The organism is Acinetobacter lwoffii, assembly GCF_024129355.1.
In the GTDB taxonomy this organism is placed as follows: domain Bacteria; phylum Pseudomonadota; class Gammaproteobacteria; order Pseudomonadales; family Moraxellaceae; genus Acinetobacter; species Acinetobacter lwoffii_I.
In genome coordinates, this window is the sequence record NZ_JAMXXP010000025.1 from 1 (window position 1) to 14900 (window position 14900).

The window sequence follows — 14900 nt, forward strand, 5'->3', positions numbered from 1 at the left end:
AAAAGCTTTATTTTCACCCGATAAAATACCCATAAAACAAGAGGAAGCTCAAATGAGCTTCCTCTTGTGAAAAATTGTGGGACAGCAATGGACCTTAGGTCGCTTTTTTAATGAGCTAAATCTGCTGCTGTCCGCGATAAGATAGAGCTTCCGAAAGATGCTGACTTTGAATATCTGGACTTTGATTTAAATCGGCAATGGTGCGTGCAACACGCAAGACCCGATGATAGCCACGTGCTGATAAATTCAGTTTTTGCTGAGCCATTTCAAGTATATTCTGAGCAGACTGATCTAACGAGGCATATTGCTCTAGCTGCTTTGGACTCAAACTTATATTCAAGCTATTTTGCCGTTGCATCTGAATTTCATAGGCCGCAATGACGCGTTGTCTGACCGTTTCGGAGTCTTCGGCGGGTCGATTGTCCTGTAGCTCATGTGCCTGTAATGGCGGTACATCAATATGCAAATCAATCCGATCCAGCAACGGGCCTGAAATCCGGTTCTGATAGCGTTTAATACTTTCGGGTGAACATTGGCAGCGGATATCTTGATTAAAGGCATATCCACACGGGCAGGGATTCATGGCAGCCACCAACTGGAAATTGGCCGGAAAGGTAATTTGGCGTGATGCTCGGGAAATGACGATTTCCTTCGCTTCCAAAGGCTGCCGTAAGACTTCCAGAACTTTGCGGTCGAATTCAGGCAGTTCGTCCAGAAATAAAACCCCTAAATGCGCTAGGGTAATTTCTCCTGGCTTGGGGTGTGAGCCGCCACCGACCAATGCTACCGCCGAAGCAGTATGGTGGGGTGCTCGAAAAGGCCGTTGCCCAAAAGGGTGATTGGCATTCGCCACCGAATAAATACTGGCGACTTCCAGATTTTCCTGCGTCTTTAAGGGTGGCAAAATACTGGCCAATCGGGAGGCCAGCAAGGTCTTGCCTGTTCCGGGTGGGCCTCGAAACAGCAGGGAATGACCACCTGCCGCGGCAATTTCTAAAGCACGCCGTGGTCGTAATTGTCCTTTTACATCCGCAAGATCAAACTTATAAAAATGGTCTGTAGCAAGTGTACCGGATTCTATCTGCTGCAAGGGCTTTGTCTGGGAAAGATGTTCACACACCTCTTTCAGATGATTGGCTGCGAAGACTTTAAAATCAGGGAGCTGACAGGCTTCTTGGGCATTTGGGCCAGGCAGGATCAGTTGATGCTGGTCACTTTGACAGGCAATTGCAATACTTAAGGTACCGCTGACAGGACGTAATTGACCATCGAGGGCCAACTCGCCAATAAACTCCAGATACTCGGTACAATCTTCAGGCAGCTGCCCGGAGGCCACTAAAATACCTAAAGCAATCGGTAAGTCCAGACGTGAGCCATCTTTTGGCAGATCTGCAGGGGCCAGATTAATGGTCAGACGTTTGGTTGGAAATTGAAAGCCGCTATTCAAAATGGCAGAGCGTACCCGGTCTTTACTTTCACGTACCGCCGCTTCGGGAAGCCCCACTATAGTGAGCGAAGGCATACCCGAACTGACATGAACTTCGACTTCAATTAAAGGCGCATGCAGGCCCAGCAAGCCTCGCGTATAAATTTTGGCAAAAGACATTATTATTGTTCCAATTTGGTGCGTTATTTTTATAGTTCTGGTGTCTTTTATGCACTGTAGTTGTGCTTATTTTTTGTTCGAAATTCTCTCTTCTAATGCTTCCACCTGTTTGAGCAAATCATTCAGGCGATGATTGGCATTATTTAGGGCAGTACGCTGACGTTCTATTTCTTCTTTAGACACCAAATCCATTTTCGCCACAGCTTCATTTAACAAGGCACGGATATTATGTTCCAAATCTTTCTTAGGTTGTTCGACTTGCTGCAAAATTGCTTGTAATAAAGTTTCAATCATTGTCTGATCCATCGCCGTAGAAAGGAACCGACAGTTTAGCATTGCTAAAATGCAGACTATAGTATTTCAGACAAAATATAGACTTATTCGATTAAAGATATTGTAAAAATCCACATAAAAAATGTCTATTTTTTGAAGATTCAAAGTCTTTATCCGTATAAAATAAGGTATAAATAAACCACATGCCGGGCTTTCTAATTTCCCCCGACCTTAGGAATCTTGGCATGAAATTTGAACGTAAAACCTTACTGGTGAAATAAGCCGAAGGAAAACAAACATGAAGCTCGTAACTGCAATTGTAAAACCTTTTAAATTAGACGATGTTCGCGAAGCATTGTCTGAAATTGGTGTTCAAGGCATCACTGTAACTGAAGTGAAAGGCTTTGGTCGTCAAAAAGGCCACACTGAACTCTATCGTGGTGCTGAATACGTTGTAGATTTCTTGCCGAAAGTCAAAATTGAAATCGCGATTAGCGATGAAATGGTAGACGCGGTGATTGAATCTATTACTCGTGTGGCGAGCACTGGAAAAATCGGTGACGGAAAAATTTTCGTGACTAACTTGGAACAAGTCATCCGTATTCGTACAGGTGAAACAGGTGCAGACGCTGTCTAACTTGGCACGAAGTTTGCTGAGTACCTAATAACTCACAAAAACTTGGTTGGGGGATACGAATGAAAAAAATGCTACTCGCGTTCGGCATGGCCGGCGCTCTTTTTGGTGGTTCTGTTGCATGGGCTGAAGAAGCTGCAACAGCAACAACACCGACAGAAGAAATTGTGCTTGTTGAAGAAGCAGGCGATACCACAAATACAAAAACAGACACTACAGCAGCAATTGCTGAAGCAGCGCCAGTTGAAGCTGTAGCGCCTGCAGAAGAAGAACCAACTCTAGATACCGGCGATACTGCCTGGGTTTTAACCTCTACTGCTTTAGTTCTACTTATGACCATTCCTGGCTTGGCGCTATTTTATGGCGGTATGGTCCGTAAGAAAAACGTTCTGGCGACGATGGCACATAGCTTTATTGCTGCGGCGGTGGTCAGTATTGCTTGGGTGATTATTGGTTATACCCTAGCTTTCGGTGAAGGCAATGCCTTTGTAGGTGGCCTGGACAAGTTCATGCTGGCTGGTATCACCACAGAGGCGCTTTCAGGTACGATTCCTGAAATCCTGTTTGTGATTTTCCAAATGACTTTTGCCATTATTACGGTTGCCATCATCAGCGGTTCGATTGCAGAACGTATGAAATTTGGTGCTTTCGTTGCTTTCATCGCACTTTGGGTGGTGATTGTCTATGCACCAATTACCCACTGGGTATGGGGTGGTGGCTGGTTAGGTAACGACGGCGCGCTTGATTTTGCAGGTGGTACGGTTGTACATATCAACTCGGGTGTTGCCGGTCTGGTAGCAGCGTATATGCTAGGCAAACGTATGGGCTTGGGTCGTGAATCTATGGCACCGCATAACCTGACGCTTACTGTGGTCGGTGCATCTTTACTCTGGGTAGGCTGGTTCGGTTTCAACGGTGGTTCTGCGTTAGGGGCAAATGGTTCTGCAGGCTATGCTTTGATCGTGACTCAAGTCGCAGCAGCAGCAGCAGCCATTTCTTGGTTAATCACTGAAAAACTGGCACGTGGTAAAGCTTCTGTACTGGGCGGCGTATCGGGTGCAGTTGCTGGTCTGGTGGTCATTACTCCAGCTGCAGGTTTTGTGACTGTAGGCGGTGCATTGGCGATGGGTCTGATCGGTGGTGTGGTGTGTTTCTGGGGGATTACCGCACTGAAACGCGCATTGAAAGCTGATGATTCTTTAGATGCTTTTGGTCTACATGGTGTAGGTGGTATTGTCGGCGCGATTTTAACCGCGTTCTTTGCCAGCGAATTCATCATGGGTGATAATGCCCCTGCCAATGTCATGCATCAGCTTTGGGTGCAAGTGGAAGGCGTACTGGCGACAATTGCTTACTCTGCGATCATGACCTTCATTATCCTGAAAGTCATCGACTTGATCATTGGAATCCGTGTGGCATCTGATGATGAGCGTATGGGTCTGGATTTAAGTCAACATGGCGAACGTGTCGAATAATAATAAATACACCATAATCAATATATAGTGTAAAACAGCCCGAATGGGCTGTTTTTTTCTATATGTTGCGTAAAACTCTACAAAGTTTGTAATTTTTGCTACACTCGGAATCCATCTGGATTTGTTCAATTAAACCGCTATGCATTGCCCATTTTGCAATACTGCAGACAGTAAAGTGATTGATTCACGCCTGGCAGCTGAAGGCTGTCAGATTCGTCGCCGCCGTGAATGTGTCAGTTGTAATGAACGCTTCACTACCTTTGAAAGCTATGAAGTGGTGATGCCGCGCGTCATCAAGTCGGATGGCAAGAATGAACCTTTCGATGAAGCCAAATTACGTCGTTCCCTGATGCATGCCTTGCAAAAACGTCCGGTGACCCAGGAACAGATTGAAACGGTGCTGAGCGATATCCAGCTACAGATTCGCCGTTTAGGCGAGCGTGACGTGAAATCGCGTACCATCGGTGAAATCGTGATGCAGTCTTTATTCGCACTTGATCATGTTGCTTATGTGCGTTTCGCTTCGGTCTATCAGGATTTTCAGGATGTCGAAGCTTTTCGTCATCAGATTGAACAGATGCAACAACGAGAATTACAAGAATAAGTATGGCTGAACTGAATCAAGATCAAATCTGGATGCAGCGGGCCATTGAATTGGCACGTCACGGGCAATATTCCGCCAAACCGAATCCGAATGTCGGCTGTGTCATTGTTAAAGAGGGCATCGTCATTGGTGAAGGCTTTCATCCTCAAGCAGGACAGCCGCATGCCGAGGTGTTTGCGCTGCGTCAGGCGGGTGAGCAGGCACGTGGTGCCACAGCTTATGTCACCTTAGAGCCTTGTGCGCATTATGGCCGGACGCCGCCTTGTGCCGAAGGTCTGGTGGAAGCAGGCGTGGCAAAAGTTATTGTTGCCTGTCCGGATCCCAATCCGCTGGTGGCCGGAAAGGGCGTACAGATCCTGAAAGAGGCTAGAATCGAGGTCGAGATTGGTATCTGTGAAGATGAAGCGCATCAGCTGAATCAAGGTTTCCTGAAAGCGATGGCGACTGGTCAGCCTTATGTGCGTTTAAAAATTGCCTCAAGCCTGGATGGCCGTACTGCCATGGCATCGGGTGAATCAAAATGGATTACCGGTGTGGAAGCGCGTCAGGATGTACAGCATTGGCGTGCAATTTCAGGCGCGGTGATCACCGGAATTGAAACAGTCCTTGCGGATGACTGTCAGCTGAATGTGCGGCAACTGGATGGCGTTGAAGATATCAAGACTGTGGTGCAACCGAAACGGATTATTCTGGACCGTCAGGGGCGTTTACCACTCAACGCAAAAATTTTAGCGCAAGCCGACACCGTGATGGTGATGGGGCCATTTCGTCAGGAGCTTGCAGACATAGGTGTGCTACACTTGCCGGTACAGCCTTTAGCAGAATTATTAAAGCAACTGGTTCAACAGTATCAGATTTATGATGTCTTGGTGGAAGCAGGGGCGACCTTATCTACCGCATTTTTACAAGAACAATTGGTTGATGAACTGATCAGTTATGTTGCACCAACCCTATTGGGTCAGTCTGCGCGTACCATGTTTAATGCAGAATTTAGCCATATGGCCGAACAACTCCGATTTAAGCTGCGCGATGTAACTCGCTTAGGTGATGACGTGCGCTTCAGGCTAATTCCTTTTCAAGAGACACTATGAGTTCAGAGTCTACGGTTTATCATAAACGTCGCCATGCGGCACGTACCACCGATGAATATCTTTTCCATCAGCTGGTTCCTTATTTGGGCAATAAGCGCCGTTTACTGCATTTAATTCTGGAAGCTCTGGAGAGTACAGGAACCCTGAAACGTAGCGATGGCCGTGCTCCGATTTTTGCTGACTTTTTTGCAGGTTCAGGTGTGGTTTCACGTTTGGCCCGTCAGAATGGCTATCGCGTCATTGCCAATGACTGGGAGCCATATAGCCACGCGCTGAATCATGCGGTATTGGCCTGTACGGAAGCACCAGCATTTAAAGAGCTGGGTGGTTATCAGAAAGCCATTGACTATCTGAACCGTTTGCCTGAAGTCAAAGGCTGGGTCACGCATAACCTCTGTCCACGTAATGATGAAATCTATGATCCAGCCCGTGACCGTTTGTTCTTCAAACGTCGTAATGGTATGCGTATTGATGCGATTCGTCAGCAGATTGCCGCCTGGCAGGCCCAAGGTGCAATTGATGATGTAGAGATGTCTGCATTGTTGGCCCCTTTGCTTTATTCCGCCAGTTTTGTCAGCAATACTTCTGGTGTTTTCAAAAGCTTCCACCATGGTTGGGGCGGGAAAACCCAAACTGCGCTGGAACGGATTGAATCATTGCTGTGGCTGACCCCAAGCCGTTTTTGCGAGTCGGATCAGAAAAAGGGGATGGCCGCAGAAATGTGGTGTGTCGATGCCCAGCATCTGGCCAACCAGATGAGCGGTTTTGAAGTAGACGTGGCTTATCTGGATCCACCGTATAATCAGCATGCGTATAGCAGTAATTATCATGTGCTGAATGCGCTGACCTTATGGGATCAGGCCGATTTACCGACTCCGGATACCAAGGGCTTCAAGAGCGGAATTGATCGGGCATGGCGCAAAGAGCGTCCGAGCCAGTACAACTCTTCTAAATATGCCAAAGAAGCCTATGAAAATTTGTTGGCCACCATCAATGCGCGATTCATTCTGACCAGTTATTCAACCGACGGGAATATCAGTGCCACTGATTTATTGCAGGCCAACTTGAAACGTGGCCGGGTGACCTTGCTGACCCAGGATGTGCCGCGCTATCGTGTCAGTAAACAGCGCCAGTCTGAACGTGCACGCGTGCTGGAATTTATTGTGATTACCGATACCCACGCCAAGTCAGGTCCACCGATCCGTCAATTACTCAGCCAGCTGCATCATTATGCAGAGTTGGGCGGTGTCGATACGACCGGCGTCAGCACTCAGTTGGCACTCTGGTAAAAGAATTGAAAAGGAAATAAAAATGTTTACAGGTATTATCGAAAGCCTAGGCAAAGTCGAAAGTCTGCAAAGCGTTGGTGGTGATGTACGTTTACGCATCCAGACTGATCTGGACATGTCCGATGTGCATCTGGGGGATTCTATTGCGACCAATGGTATCTGCCTGACCGTGATCGACTGGGGTGAGAATTGGTATGCGGCTGATGTTTCTCGTGAAAGTCTGAACCGGACTACGCTCGGCACCTGGAAAGCGGGTCAACCTGTCAATGTCGAAAAAGCCATGTTGCCGACTACGCGTTTTGGCGGTCATATTGTGTCAGGTCATGTCGATGCAGTCGGTGAGATCACGCTGGTTCGTGAAGATGCTCGCTCGATTTATTATGAAGTGACTGCACCGGCCGAAATTGCCAAATATTTGGCAGAAAAAGGCTCGGTTACAGTTGATGGCATTAGCCTGACGATTAATCATTTGCGTGGCAGTGTGATCAGTCTGAACCTGATTCCGCATACTGCTGAACGAACCAATATTGGTACCTGGAAAGTTGGCAGCAAGGTCAATCTGGAAGTGGATGTATTGGCACGTTATATCGAGCGCTTATTGCTCGGTGATAAAGCTGCTGAAACTACTGAGCAATCAAAAATCAGCATGGATTTCCTGGCTGAAAATGGTTTCTTAAAATAAAAGAAATGTTGATTTACTGAACAGTCTGATTGAAAAATTAGACTGTTTTTTTATTTTTCGGGATAATCAGCAGTTCAACTTGCAAATATTGCCTGGGTGGGCGGGTCGAATGCTCGATTTTTTACTTAACTTGGAACAGTCATTGCCGCTATTGCTCGATCAATATGGGGTATGGATTTATGCAATCCTGTTTCTGGTGATTTTTGCAGAAACAGGTTCGGTGTTTTTCTTTTTCCTGCCCGGCGACAGTTTATTGCTGGCTGTGGGCGCTTTGTGCGCCAGCAGCGATCTGGTGACCCTGCATTCGATGGGGCTGTTGTTATTCACTGCCTCGGTGCTGGGCTATAGCGTGAATTATTACACCGGAAAAGTTCTCGGTTTAAAATATTTCAATCAACATTCACGCTATTTCAAGCCGGAATATATGGTGAAAACCAATCACTATTTTATGAAACATGGCGGTAAAACTATTTTAATCGCACGTTTTATTCCCTTTGTCCGCTCATTTGGCCCTTTTGCCGCCGGTTCAGCGCATATGAGCTTTGCCACATTCAGCTTTTATAATATTGCAGGTGGCATCCTTTGGATTAGCACGTTATTAAGCATTGGTTACTTGCTCGGAAATGCTGCCTTTATGCTGGCAGATTTTTTCTAAGACGCGACATAGAAGACAAAAAAGCCCGAATTTTCGGGCTTTTTTAATCTGAAAGGATCATTTAAATATTGCGTGGCTGATCAGAAAATTCCGAATTTTTCAGCATATACTCGATTTCTTCTTTGGCCGCCGCACGCATTTTTTCACGCAGTGCATTGACGGTCTGTTCAATCACGGTTTCTGCCTCAAGTTCCAGACGTAAACGCACACTTTCTAATTCGGATAAAATGCTCTGGTCCTCAATCTGGATGCGACCTCTGGCAAAATCAAAAGTCGTCTCAGGATTTTTTGCATAACGTGCGACATAGTGCTGCACTTCAGTCTCTAGATGCGTCTTTATTTCAGCAAGCGCCTGACTTTGTTCGCTAAATTTGCGCTGTTCCTCATGACGTAGCTGTTCCTGATAGGCCTTTTCTTCGGCACGTTTCTCGGCCAAGGCTTTTTCAAGCGCGAGCTGTTTACGAATACGGGCTTCTTCAATCAATTCGGCCTTGCGCTGCGCATAGGCAGCTTCGATCTTGCGATCAGATTCCTGTTGCAAGCGCTGGTCGCGATTCTGCCATTCTTCCAAAGACGTTTCTGGCTTTAAAATATCGCAGATCCGAGAGAGGTCATCGATAAAGGTCTGACGTACAGCTTCCGGTACATTTAACCAGCGCTGTTTAAAATCGGGACCTACATTTAATGCCACGTGCCTCTCCTTGTGGATGATATCGGTTAAAGCTTATGGGTGTCCGGTTCAATACCTAATCGACGATATTGCTTGAATTTTTCACGACCCAGCTGTTTAGCCGTTTCATGGTTTTCAATGATCTCAATAATGTGACTAAATTTTGCGTAAGGTTCAAGTGCTTCCGGATTAAAATTGAAAATAATCCAGTCGGACTGTTCCGGTAGTGTTGCCGAAATACAGACCGTGGCCTGAGGCTGATCAATGCCATGTGGAATAAAGCTGCTGGGGTCAAAACTCCACAGACGTTCATCCAGCTGCTGTTGCAAATCTGTATCGGCACACAGTAACCAGATCCGCGCCGGCTGACGCAGAATCTTACGACATAAACGACAAGTGCTGTCCACTTGTCGTTCAGGGCTTTTTTCAAATAAATAAAAGCTGACTTTAGCCATTGCTTTGAACGCGATTCGCCAGGAATTGCATTAATAATGGGACTGGACGGCCCGTTGCGCCTTTATTGGTACCTGAGTTCCACGCTGTGCCTGCAACATCGAGATGTGCCCAGCGATATTCACGGGTAAAACGTTGCAGGAAGCAGGCTGCAGTCACAGAACCGGCTTTTGGACCACCGATATTGCCAATGTCGGCAAATGGTGAATCCAGTTGTTCCTGATAGTCATCCAGTACTGGCATACGCCATACCCGGTCAAATGAATGCTGGCCGGCAGCTTCTAGTTCTGCTGCCAGTTTATCATCTGGTGTGAACAGACCAGTTAGCACCGAACCTAAAGCGACCACACAGGCACCAGTTAAGGTTGCGATATCAATCACCAAAGCAGGGTTAAAACGTTTTACATAGGTCAAGGTATCACACAGCACCAGACGACCTTCGGCATCGGTATTCAGGATTTCAACCGTCTGACCGCTCATGGTCGTTACGATATCGCCAGGACGGGTGGCTTTGCCTGAAGGCATGTTTTCTGCTGCAGCGATGGTTCCCACCACATGTAGAGGTAAACGGGCTTCGCACAATGCACGCATTGTACCGAGTACAGAGGCTGCGCCGCACATGTCATATTTCATTTCGTCCATGCCTGCGCCTGGTTTAAGGGAAATACCGCCGGTATCAAACGTAATGCCTTTACCCACCAAGACTACCGGTGCTTCGCTACGCTCTGACTGATATTCCATGCTGATAATCCGACCAGGACGCTCTGAACCTTTACTTACCGCAAGGAAGGCACCCATGCCTAAATCTGCCATCTGCTGTTCATCTAGCACAGTGACTTTAAGCAGCTCCGGATATTCGGCCGCCAAAGCCACTGCCTGTTCTGCAAGATATTCAGGGAAACAGATATTGCCTGGGCGGTTACCTAGATCACGTGCCAGGTTTTGTCCGCTTTGCACCGCTTGTACCAGTTGCAACTGCTCGGTAGTTAAGACGCTATGGGTGGCAATCAGGTCGATCTGCTCGAGCACAAATTCATTCTTCTTGGATTTATATTCATCATAACCATAGCTGGCCTGAGTCAGAAACAGGGCAAACAGATAGTGGAATTCTTGTGGAAGTTGTGTCAGATCTACAGAAATCTGTTTGAATTTTTTTTGCGTGACTTGAATAATAGTTTGCGCGATTTTTGCAAGTTTTGCTGGTTGCAGTTCAGCGACCTTGCCTAAACCAATCAGCGCGGCATGGCTGGACTGGTTTACCTGACCAATCAGGCTCAGGCTTTCAGCCAAAGTTGCCTTGAATTGAGAGGCTTCAATTAATGTGTCTAAATTATTGATTTGATAGGTTGCGGTTGTATTCTGAAGTTGTTCCGAGTCAACTAAAATCAACAAAGATTGACTTGATCCATTCTCTGGGAATGACGTATTAATTGTAAGTTTCATATTCTGTTTTCACGCCTGTCTAGATGGGTAAATCATTCAGTCATTGAAACATTTATCTGAATAGATTTTCAATGGGCAGGGCGGCCTAGGTTTTATATTTTTGCTATTCGGGTAAACTAGCACTCGTTTTATGGACCTTATTTTGGAAGAATTAATTTGATTATTCGGCGTTATCTGGTCAAGCAAGTTGTCTCGACATCCTTGGTGGTGATTGCCTTATTGACCTTGATCATGATGGGCGGTCGACTGATCAAGTATTTTGGTGTCGCGGCGCAAGGCCGTCTGGATGCAGGCATTTTATTTAGCATTATTGGCTATCGTTTGCCTGAATTCTTAACCCTGATTCTTCCGCTCGGTTTCTTTATTGGACTGATGCTGGTGTTTGGCCGTTTATATGTCGATCATGAAATGGCTGTAATGAATGGCAGTGGCGTCAGTCGGCATCAATTGGCGCGTCTACTGGTGCCGATGACCCTGGTGTTTTTGATTGCTCAGGCCGGATTGATGCTGTGGGCTGCGCCGTGGGGCATTCGCCAGTTTGAAGCCCTGACCACCAGTCAGGCGGTACGTACCGGCTTTGACTTGGTGAGACCGAAAGAATTTATCTCCTCTGGGCCCTATACCATTTATGCCGGTGACCTGTCAGAAGACCGTAAAAATTTAAAAGATATTTTCTTTTATCAGCGTGCGGAAAAAGAAGGCAAACCGGATGTGATGATTCTAGCGCAGGAAGCCACCCGAATTGAGGTACCGAATGATGCTGCCAATGTGGTGGATCTGGTCCAAGGTCGCCGTTATGAGATCTATCCGGGCACACCGCAATATACCCAAGCTGAATTTGAAAGCTATCGTCTGCGCTTAGAAAGCGATGAAGAAGCGCAATTTGCCAGTACTGAAGTTGAAGCCTTACCGACCTCGCAATTGTGGCAGAACCGTCAGGATCCTGTAGTGGCCAGTGAGCTGGGCTGGCGGGTGTTTGTTCCTTTTGCGATTCTGATTGCCCTGATTCTGGCTGTGGCATTGTCCGAAGTGAGCCCACGACAGGGTCGTTATCTCAAGTTATTTCCTGCTCTCATGATCTTTGCCAGTCTGATTGTAGCCTTGATGGCAGTGAAGACCCGGATCAGTAAAGAAGAAATGGGAATATGGGCCTATCCATTGATCCTGATTGCCTATGCAATTGCGGGTGCCTTGTTCTCACGTAAACAGAAATTAGGTCCAAAAATCAAGAAACAGATTCAGCGAGTGAGGTCTTAACAATGTTGGCACGTCGTATAGTTGCAAAACATGTGACCCAAACCACTGCGCTGGCGATGCTGGGTGCAACCGCAGTATTGGCAGGTTTACAGGTATTATTTACTTATCTGGGTGAGCTTGGCTCGCTCAAAGATGGTTATGGTGCCTGGGATGCCTTGAAATATGTGCTTTGGGGCGCACCAAACTATTTATATGAAATCCTGCCGATTTCTGCACTGATTGGTGCTGTCCTAGGTCTTGGTACATTAGCCTCGAATAGCGAGCTGATTGTGATGCGTTCGGTCGGCGTGAGCTTATGGCGCATTGTCGGCTGGGTCATCCGTTCGGCACTGTTGTTGGTGGTGTTGTCATTTGCCCTGAGCGAGTGGGTCATTCCTTATACCAATGAACAGGCCAAAAGCGTCAAGAGTGCCAGTAAAGCCGCTCAGCTCGGTGAAGTGCGTGGTTACTGGACTCGGGAAGGGCAGCGCTTTATTTATATCGATTATGCTAACTCGCAAGGCCAGCTGAAAAATGTGCAGATGCTGGACTTTGACCAGAACTATCGTTTGCGCGGTACCTTACAGGCAGATCAGGGGCAATTCGTTAAAGATGGTTCCTGGACACTGGACAATACAGAGCAGTTCGATATTTTACAAAATGGCAATGCCACGTTGGTTAAGCAACAACAGCAACCTTTAGCGCTGGCATTGCAGCCCAAATATGTACATATGGTGACGATTGATCCTGAAGATTTATCGCCTAGCCAACTAGTGAGCTTTATGAGCTATATGCATGAATACAGCCAGGTACCGAAAACCTATCAGCTGGCCTTCTGGCAAAAACTTGGTTCGCCTTTTGCCCTGATTGCACTAGTAGTGATTGCCTGTTCATTTATCTTCGGGCCGTTGCGTCAGCAATCCATGGGTTTCCGTCTGGTGATTGCCTTATTTGCCGGACTAGGTTTCTTCTATCTGCAGGATTTCCTCGGCTATGCCAGTCTGATTTATGCACCATCTCCGGCCTGGTTCGTGTTTATTCCGATTCTGATCATGTTCGGCATCGGCGGATACTTGCTGCATCGGGCGCGCTAAGGCACAGGAAAATAGAACAAATCAATCATCATGAGAGGCTTAAACCATATACGGGTCATGGCCTCTTTTTATAAACTTCGCTAAAATAGAGCGATTAATTCGTAGACGAACAGAGTATTTCATTATGACGGATGCAACTGCTGGCAAAATCCCTCACGTTTTGGTGATTATGGATGGTGTGGGTCATCGCGAAGCGGTCGAAGACAATGCGTTTTTAGCAGCTAAACGACCAAATTTAACTGCGATACAGGACAAGCATCCGCATGGTTTGATCTCGGGTTCAGGTGAAGATGTCGGCCTGCCGGATGGCCAGATGGGTAACTCTGAAGTTGGACATATGAACCTCGGTGCAGGTCGTGTGCTGTATCAGGACTTTACCCGAATTACCAAAGACATTCGTACGGGCGACTTCTTTGAACATGAAGTTCTGGTCGATGCGATTGAGAAAGCCAAAGCTGCAGGTGGGGCAGTACATTTGCTTGGCCTTTTGTCTAAAGGTGGTGTGCACTCCCATGAAGATCATATTGTGGCGATGGCAGAGCTAGCGCTAAAACGCGGTGCGCAAGTCTATTTACATGCATTCTTAGATGGTCGTGATACGCCGCCTAAAAGCGCACAACCTTCTTTAGAAAAACTCGATGCCTTATTCGCTCAATATCCAGGTCAAGGTCGTATTGCCACCATGATCGGCCGTTATTTTGCCATGGATCGTGACAACCGTTGGGATCGTGTTGAACAGGCCTATCGCTTGTTGACTGAAGGTGAAGCGGTTCGTACAGCTGCTAGCGCAGTTGAAGGTCTCGAACAAGCCTATGCCGCAGATGAGTCTGACGAATTTGTTAAAGCCACCCGTATTGGCGAGCTGGCAAAAATCCAGGATGGTGACAGCGTTGTATTCATGAACTTCCGTGCCGATCGTGCCCGTGAATTGACTCGCGCATTTGTAGAAAAAGACTTTACTGGTTTCGAGCGCAAAGTCGTGCCGAATTTGGCGAAGTTTGTCATGCTGACGCGTTATCAAGCCACGATTGATGCACCTGTAGCGTATATGCCTGAAGCGTTGAAAAACTCGATTGGTGAATACTTATCTGATTTGGGTAAAACACAGCTGCGCATTGCGGAAACAGAAAAGTATGCGCATGTGACTTTCTTCTTCAGCGGCGGCCGTGAAGATGAATACCCAGGTGAAAAACGTATCCTGATTCCATCGCCAAACGTAGCCACTTATGACCTTAAACCGGAAATGAGTGCTTATGAAGTGACTGATGAGCTGGTGGCTGCGATCAATTCAGGTGAATTTGACCTGCTGGTGGTGAACTTTGCCAATGGTGATATGGTCGGTCATACGGGTGTATTCGATGCTGCGGTGAAAGCTGTTGAAGCGGTTGATACCTGTTTGGGCCGGGTTTATGAAGCGGTAATGGCGCAAAAAGGTCATATGATTGTGACTGCCGATCATGGTAACGTAGAGCAGATGCAGGACTATCACAGTGGTCAGGTACATACTCAGCATACCACTGAATTGGTTCCGTTTATTTATGTCGGCCCAACTCAGGCCACGATCGCAGAAGGCGGTGTATTGGCAGATGTCGCACCGACTTTATTAAGTCTGATGCAAGTTCCGGTACCTGCTGAAATGCAAGGTCGTAACCTGATTCAGCTTGATGCATAATTTTCGATAAAATTCTAAAAAGG

15 protein-coding genes are annotated in these 14900 nt (G+C 46.9%); 10 read left to right on the forward strand and 5 right to left on the reverse strand.

Annotated elements, in window-relative coordinates:
• Positions 1–115: 115 nt before the first annotated feature.
• Complete coding sequence (locus tag NI468_RS11565; RefSeq protein ID WP_174894114.1) at positions 116–1606, reverse strand: YifB family Mg chelatase-like AAA ATPase; 1491 nt, start codon at positions 1604–1606, stop codon at positions 116–118.
• 66 nt (positions 1607–1672) lie between these two features.
• The gene (locus tag NI468_RS11570; protein ID WP_004732524.1) at positions 1673–1900 is read right to left on the reverse strand and encodes an accessory factor UbiK family protein; all 228 of its coding nucleotides are present in this window, start codon (positions 1898–1900) and stop codon (positions 1673–1675) included.
• 277 nt (positions 1901–2177) lie between these two features.
• Between NI468_RS11570 and glnK the strand changes: the two genes are divergently transcribed.
• The 7 genes from glnK (at position 2178) to NI468_RS11605 (ending at position 8309) form a co-directional block, all read left to right on the forward strand.
• The gene (gene glnK, locus NI468_RS11575; protein ID WP_004281042.1) at positions 2178–2516 is read left to right on the forward strand and encodes a P-II family nitrogen regulator; all 339 of its coding nucleotides are present in this window, start codon (positions 2178–2180) and stop codon (positions 2514–2516) included.
• A gap of 59 nt (positions 2517–2575) precedes the next feature.
• Positions 2576–3988 carry an ammonium transporter gene (locus NI468_RS11580; protein WP_085064321.1) on the forward strand — a complete coding sequence of 471 codons (1413 nt, stop codon included), beginning with the start codon at positions 2576–2578 and terminating at the stop codon, positions 3986–3988.
• 139 nt (positions 3989–4127) lie between these two features.
• A complete protein-coding gene (gene nrdR, locus NI468_RS11585; protein ID WP_004281044.1) occupies positions 4128–4592 on the forward strand; it encodes a transcriptional regulator NrdR in 465 nt (154 codons plus the stop codon).
• Between the two features lie 2 nt (positions 4593–4594).
• Positions 4595–5683 (forward strand): bifunctional diaminohydroxyphosphoribosylaminopyrimidine deaminase/5-amino-6-(5-phosphoribosylamino)uracil reductase RibD, encoded by a 1089-nt coding sequence (gene ribD / locus NI468_RS11590; RefSeq protein ID WP_253102015.1) that lies wholly within the window; start codon positions 4595–4597, stop codon positions 5681–5683.
• A complete protein-coding gene (locus tag NI468_RS11595) occupies positions 5680–6972 on the forward strand; it encodes a DNA adenine methylase (RefSeq protein WP_253102018.1) in 1293 nt (430 codons plus the stop codon). Before ribD ends, NI468_RS11595 begins: the two co-directional genes overlap by 4 nt.
• A 22-nt stretch (positions 6973–6994) precedes the next feature.
• Complete coding sequence (locus tag NI468_RS11600) at positions 6995–7654, forward strand: riboflavin synthase (RefSeq protein ID WP_004732516.1); 660 nt, start codon at positions 6995–6997, stop codon at positions 7652–7654.
• Positions 7655–7763: 109 nt separating this feature from the next.
• A complete protein-coding gene (locus tag NI468_RS11605; protein ID WP_086044360.1) occupies positions 7764–8309 on the forward strand; it encodes a VTT domain-containing protein in 546 nt (181 codons plus the stop codon).
• 61 nt (positions 8310–8370) lie between these two features.
• Here the strand turns inward: NI468_RS11605 and blhA are convergent, their stop codons facing one another.
• From blhA to NI468_RS11620, 3 genes are read right to left on the reverse strand one after another with little or no spacing between them, the layout of a single operon-like run.
• Positions 8371–9000, reverse strand: a complete 630-nt coding sequence (blhA, locus tag NI468_RS11610; protein ID WP_253102021.1) for a cell division protein BlhA — start codon at positions 8998–9000, stop codon at positions 8371–8373.
• Positions 9001–9026: 26 nt separating this feature from the next.
• Positions 9027–9434, reverse strand: coding sequence for a DNA polymerase III subunit chi (locus tag NI468_RS11615; RefSeq protein ID WP_253102024.1), 408 nt, complete (start codon positions 9432–9434; stop codon positions 9027–9029).
• Entirely contained in the window at positions 9427–10875 is a 1449-nt protein-coding gene (locus tag NI468_RS11620; RefSeq protein WP_174894120.1) for a leucyl aminopeptidase, read from the reverse strand. Before NI468_RS11620 ends, NI468_RS11615 begins: the two co-directional genes overlap by 8 nt.
• Positions 10876–11031: 156 nt before the next feature.
• Between NI468_RS11620 and lptF the strand changes: the two genes are divergently transcribed.
• The 3 genes from lptF to gpmI all read left to right on the forward strand — a co-directional run bounded on the left by lptF (position 11032) and on the right by gpmI (position 14877).
• Entirely contained in the window at positions 11032–12132 is a 1101-nt protein-coding gene (gene lptF, locus NI468_RS11625; RefSeq protein ID WP_005108446.1) for an LPS export ABC transporter permease LptF, read from the forward strand.
• Positions 12133–12134: 2 nt separating this feature from the next.
• Positions 12135–13205: an LPS export ABC transporter permease LptG gene (lptG, locus tag NI468_RS11630; protein ID WP_004281054.1), complete on the forward strand. Its 1071-nt coding sequence runs from the start codon at positions 12135–12137 to the stop codon at positions 13203–13205.
• Positions 13206–13329: 124 nt separating this feature from the next.
• On the forward strand, positions 13330–14877 hold the full coding sequence (gene gpmI / locus NI468_RS11635) for a 2,3-bisphosphoglycerate-independent phosphoglycerate mutase (protein ID WP_253102027.1): 1548 nt from the start codon (positions 13330–13332) through the stop codon (positions 14875–14877).
• Positions 14878–14900: the final 23 nt, after the last annotated feature.

Excerpts from the sequence above, each read along its gene's own strand:
- NI468_RS11615 (WP_253102024.1), bottom strand. The coding sequence starts at position 9,434 with ATGGCTAAAGTCAGCTTTTATTTATTTGAAAAAAGCCCTGAACGACAA.
- NI468_RS11605 (WP_086044360.1), top strand. The coding sequence starts at position 7,764 with ATGCTCGATTTTTTACTTAACTTGGAACAGTCATTGCCGCTATTGCTC.
- gpmI (WP_253102027.1), top strand. The coding sequence starts at position 13,330 with ATGACGGATGCAACTGCTGGCAAAATCCCTCACGTTTTGGTGATTATG.
- NI468_RS11620 (WP_174894120.1), bottom strand. The coding sequence starts at position 10,875 with ATGAAACTTACAATTAATACGTCATTCCCAGAGAATGGATCAAGTCAA.
- ribD (WP_253102015.1), top strand. The coding sequence starts at position 4,595 with ATGGCTGAACTGAATCAAGATCAAATCTGGATGCAGCGGGCCATTGAA.
- NI468_RS11565 (WP_174894114.1), bottom strand. The coding sequence starts at position 1,606 with ATGTCTTTTGCCAAAATTTATACGCGAGGCTTGCTGGGCCTGCATGCG.
- NI468_RS11580 (WP_085064321.1), top strand. The coding sequence starts at position 2,576 with ATGAAAAAAATGCTACTCGCGTTCGGCATGGCCGGCGCTCTTTTTGGT.
- NI468_RS11595 (WP_253102018.1), top strand. The coding sequence starts at position 5,680 with ATGAGTTCAGAGTCTACGGTTTATCATAAACGTCGCCATGCGGCACGT.
- nrdR (WP_004281044.1), top strand. The coding sequence starts at position 4,128 with ATGCATTGCCCATTTTGCAATACTGCAGACAGTAAAGTGATTGATTCA.
- NI468_RS11570 (WP_004732524.1), bottom strand. The coding sequence starts at position 1,900 with ATGATTGAAACTTTATTACAAGCAATTTTGCAGCAAGTCGAACAACCT.
- lptG (WP_004281054.1), top strand. The coding sequence starts at position 12,135 with ATGTTGGCACGTCGTATAGTTGCAAAACATGTGACCCAAACCACTGCG.
- NI468_RS11600 (WP_004732516.1), top strand. The coding sequence starts at position 6,995 with ATGTTTACAGGTATTATCGAAAGCCTAGGCAAAGTCGAAAGTCTGCAA.
- glnK (WP_004281042.1), top strand. The coding sequence starts at position 2,178 with ATGAAGCTCGTAACTGCAATTGTAAAACCTTTTAAATTAGACGATGTT.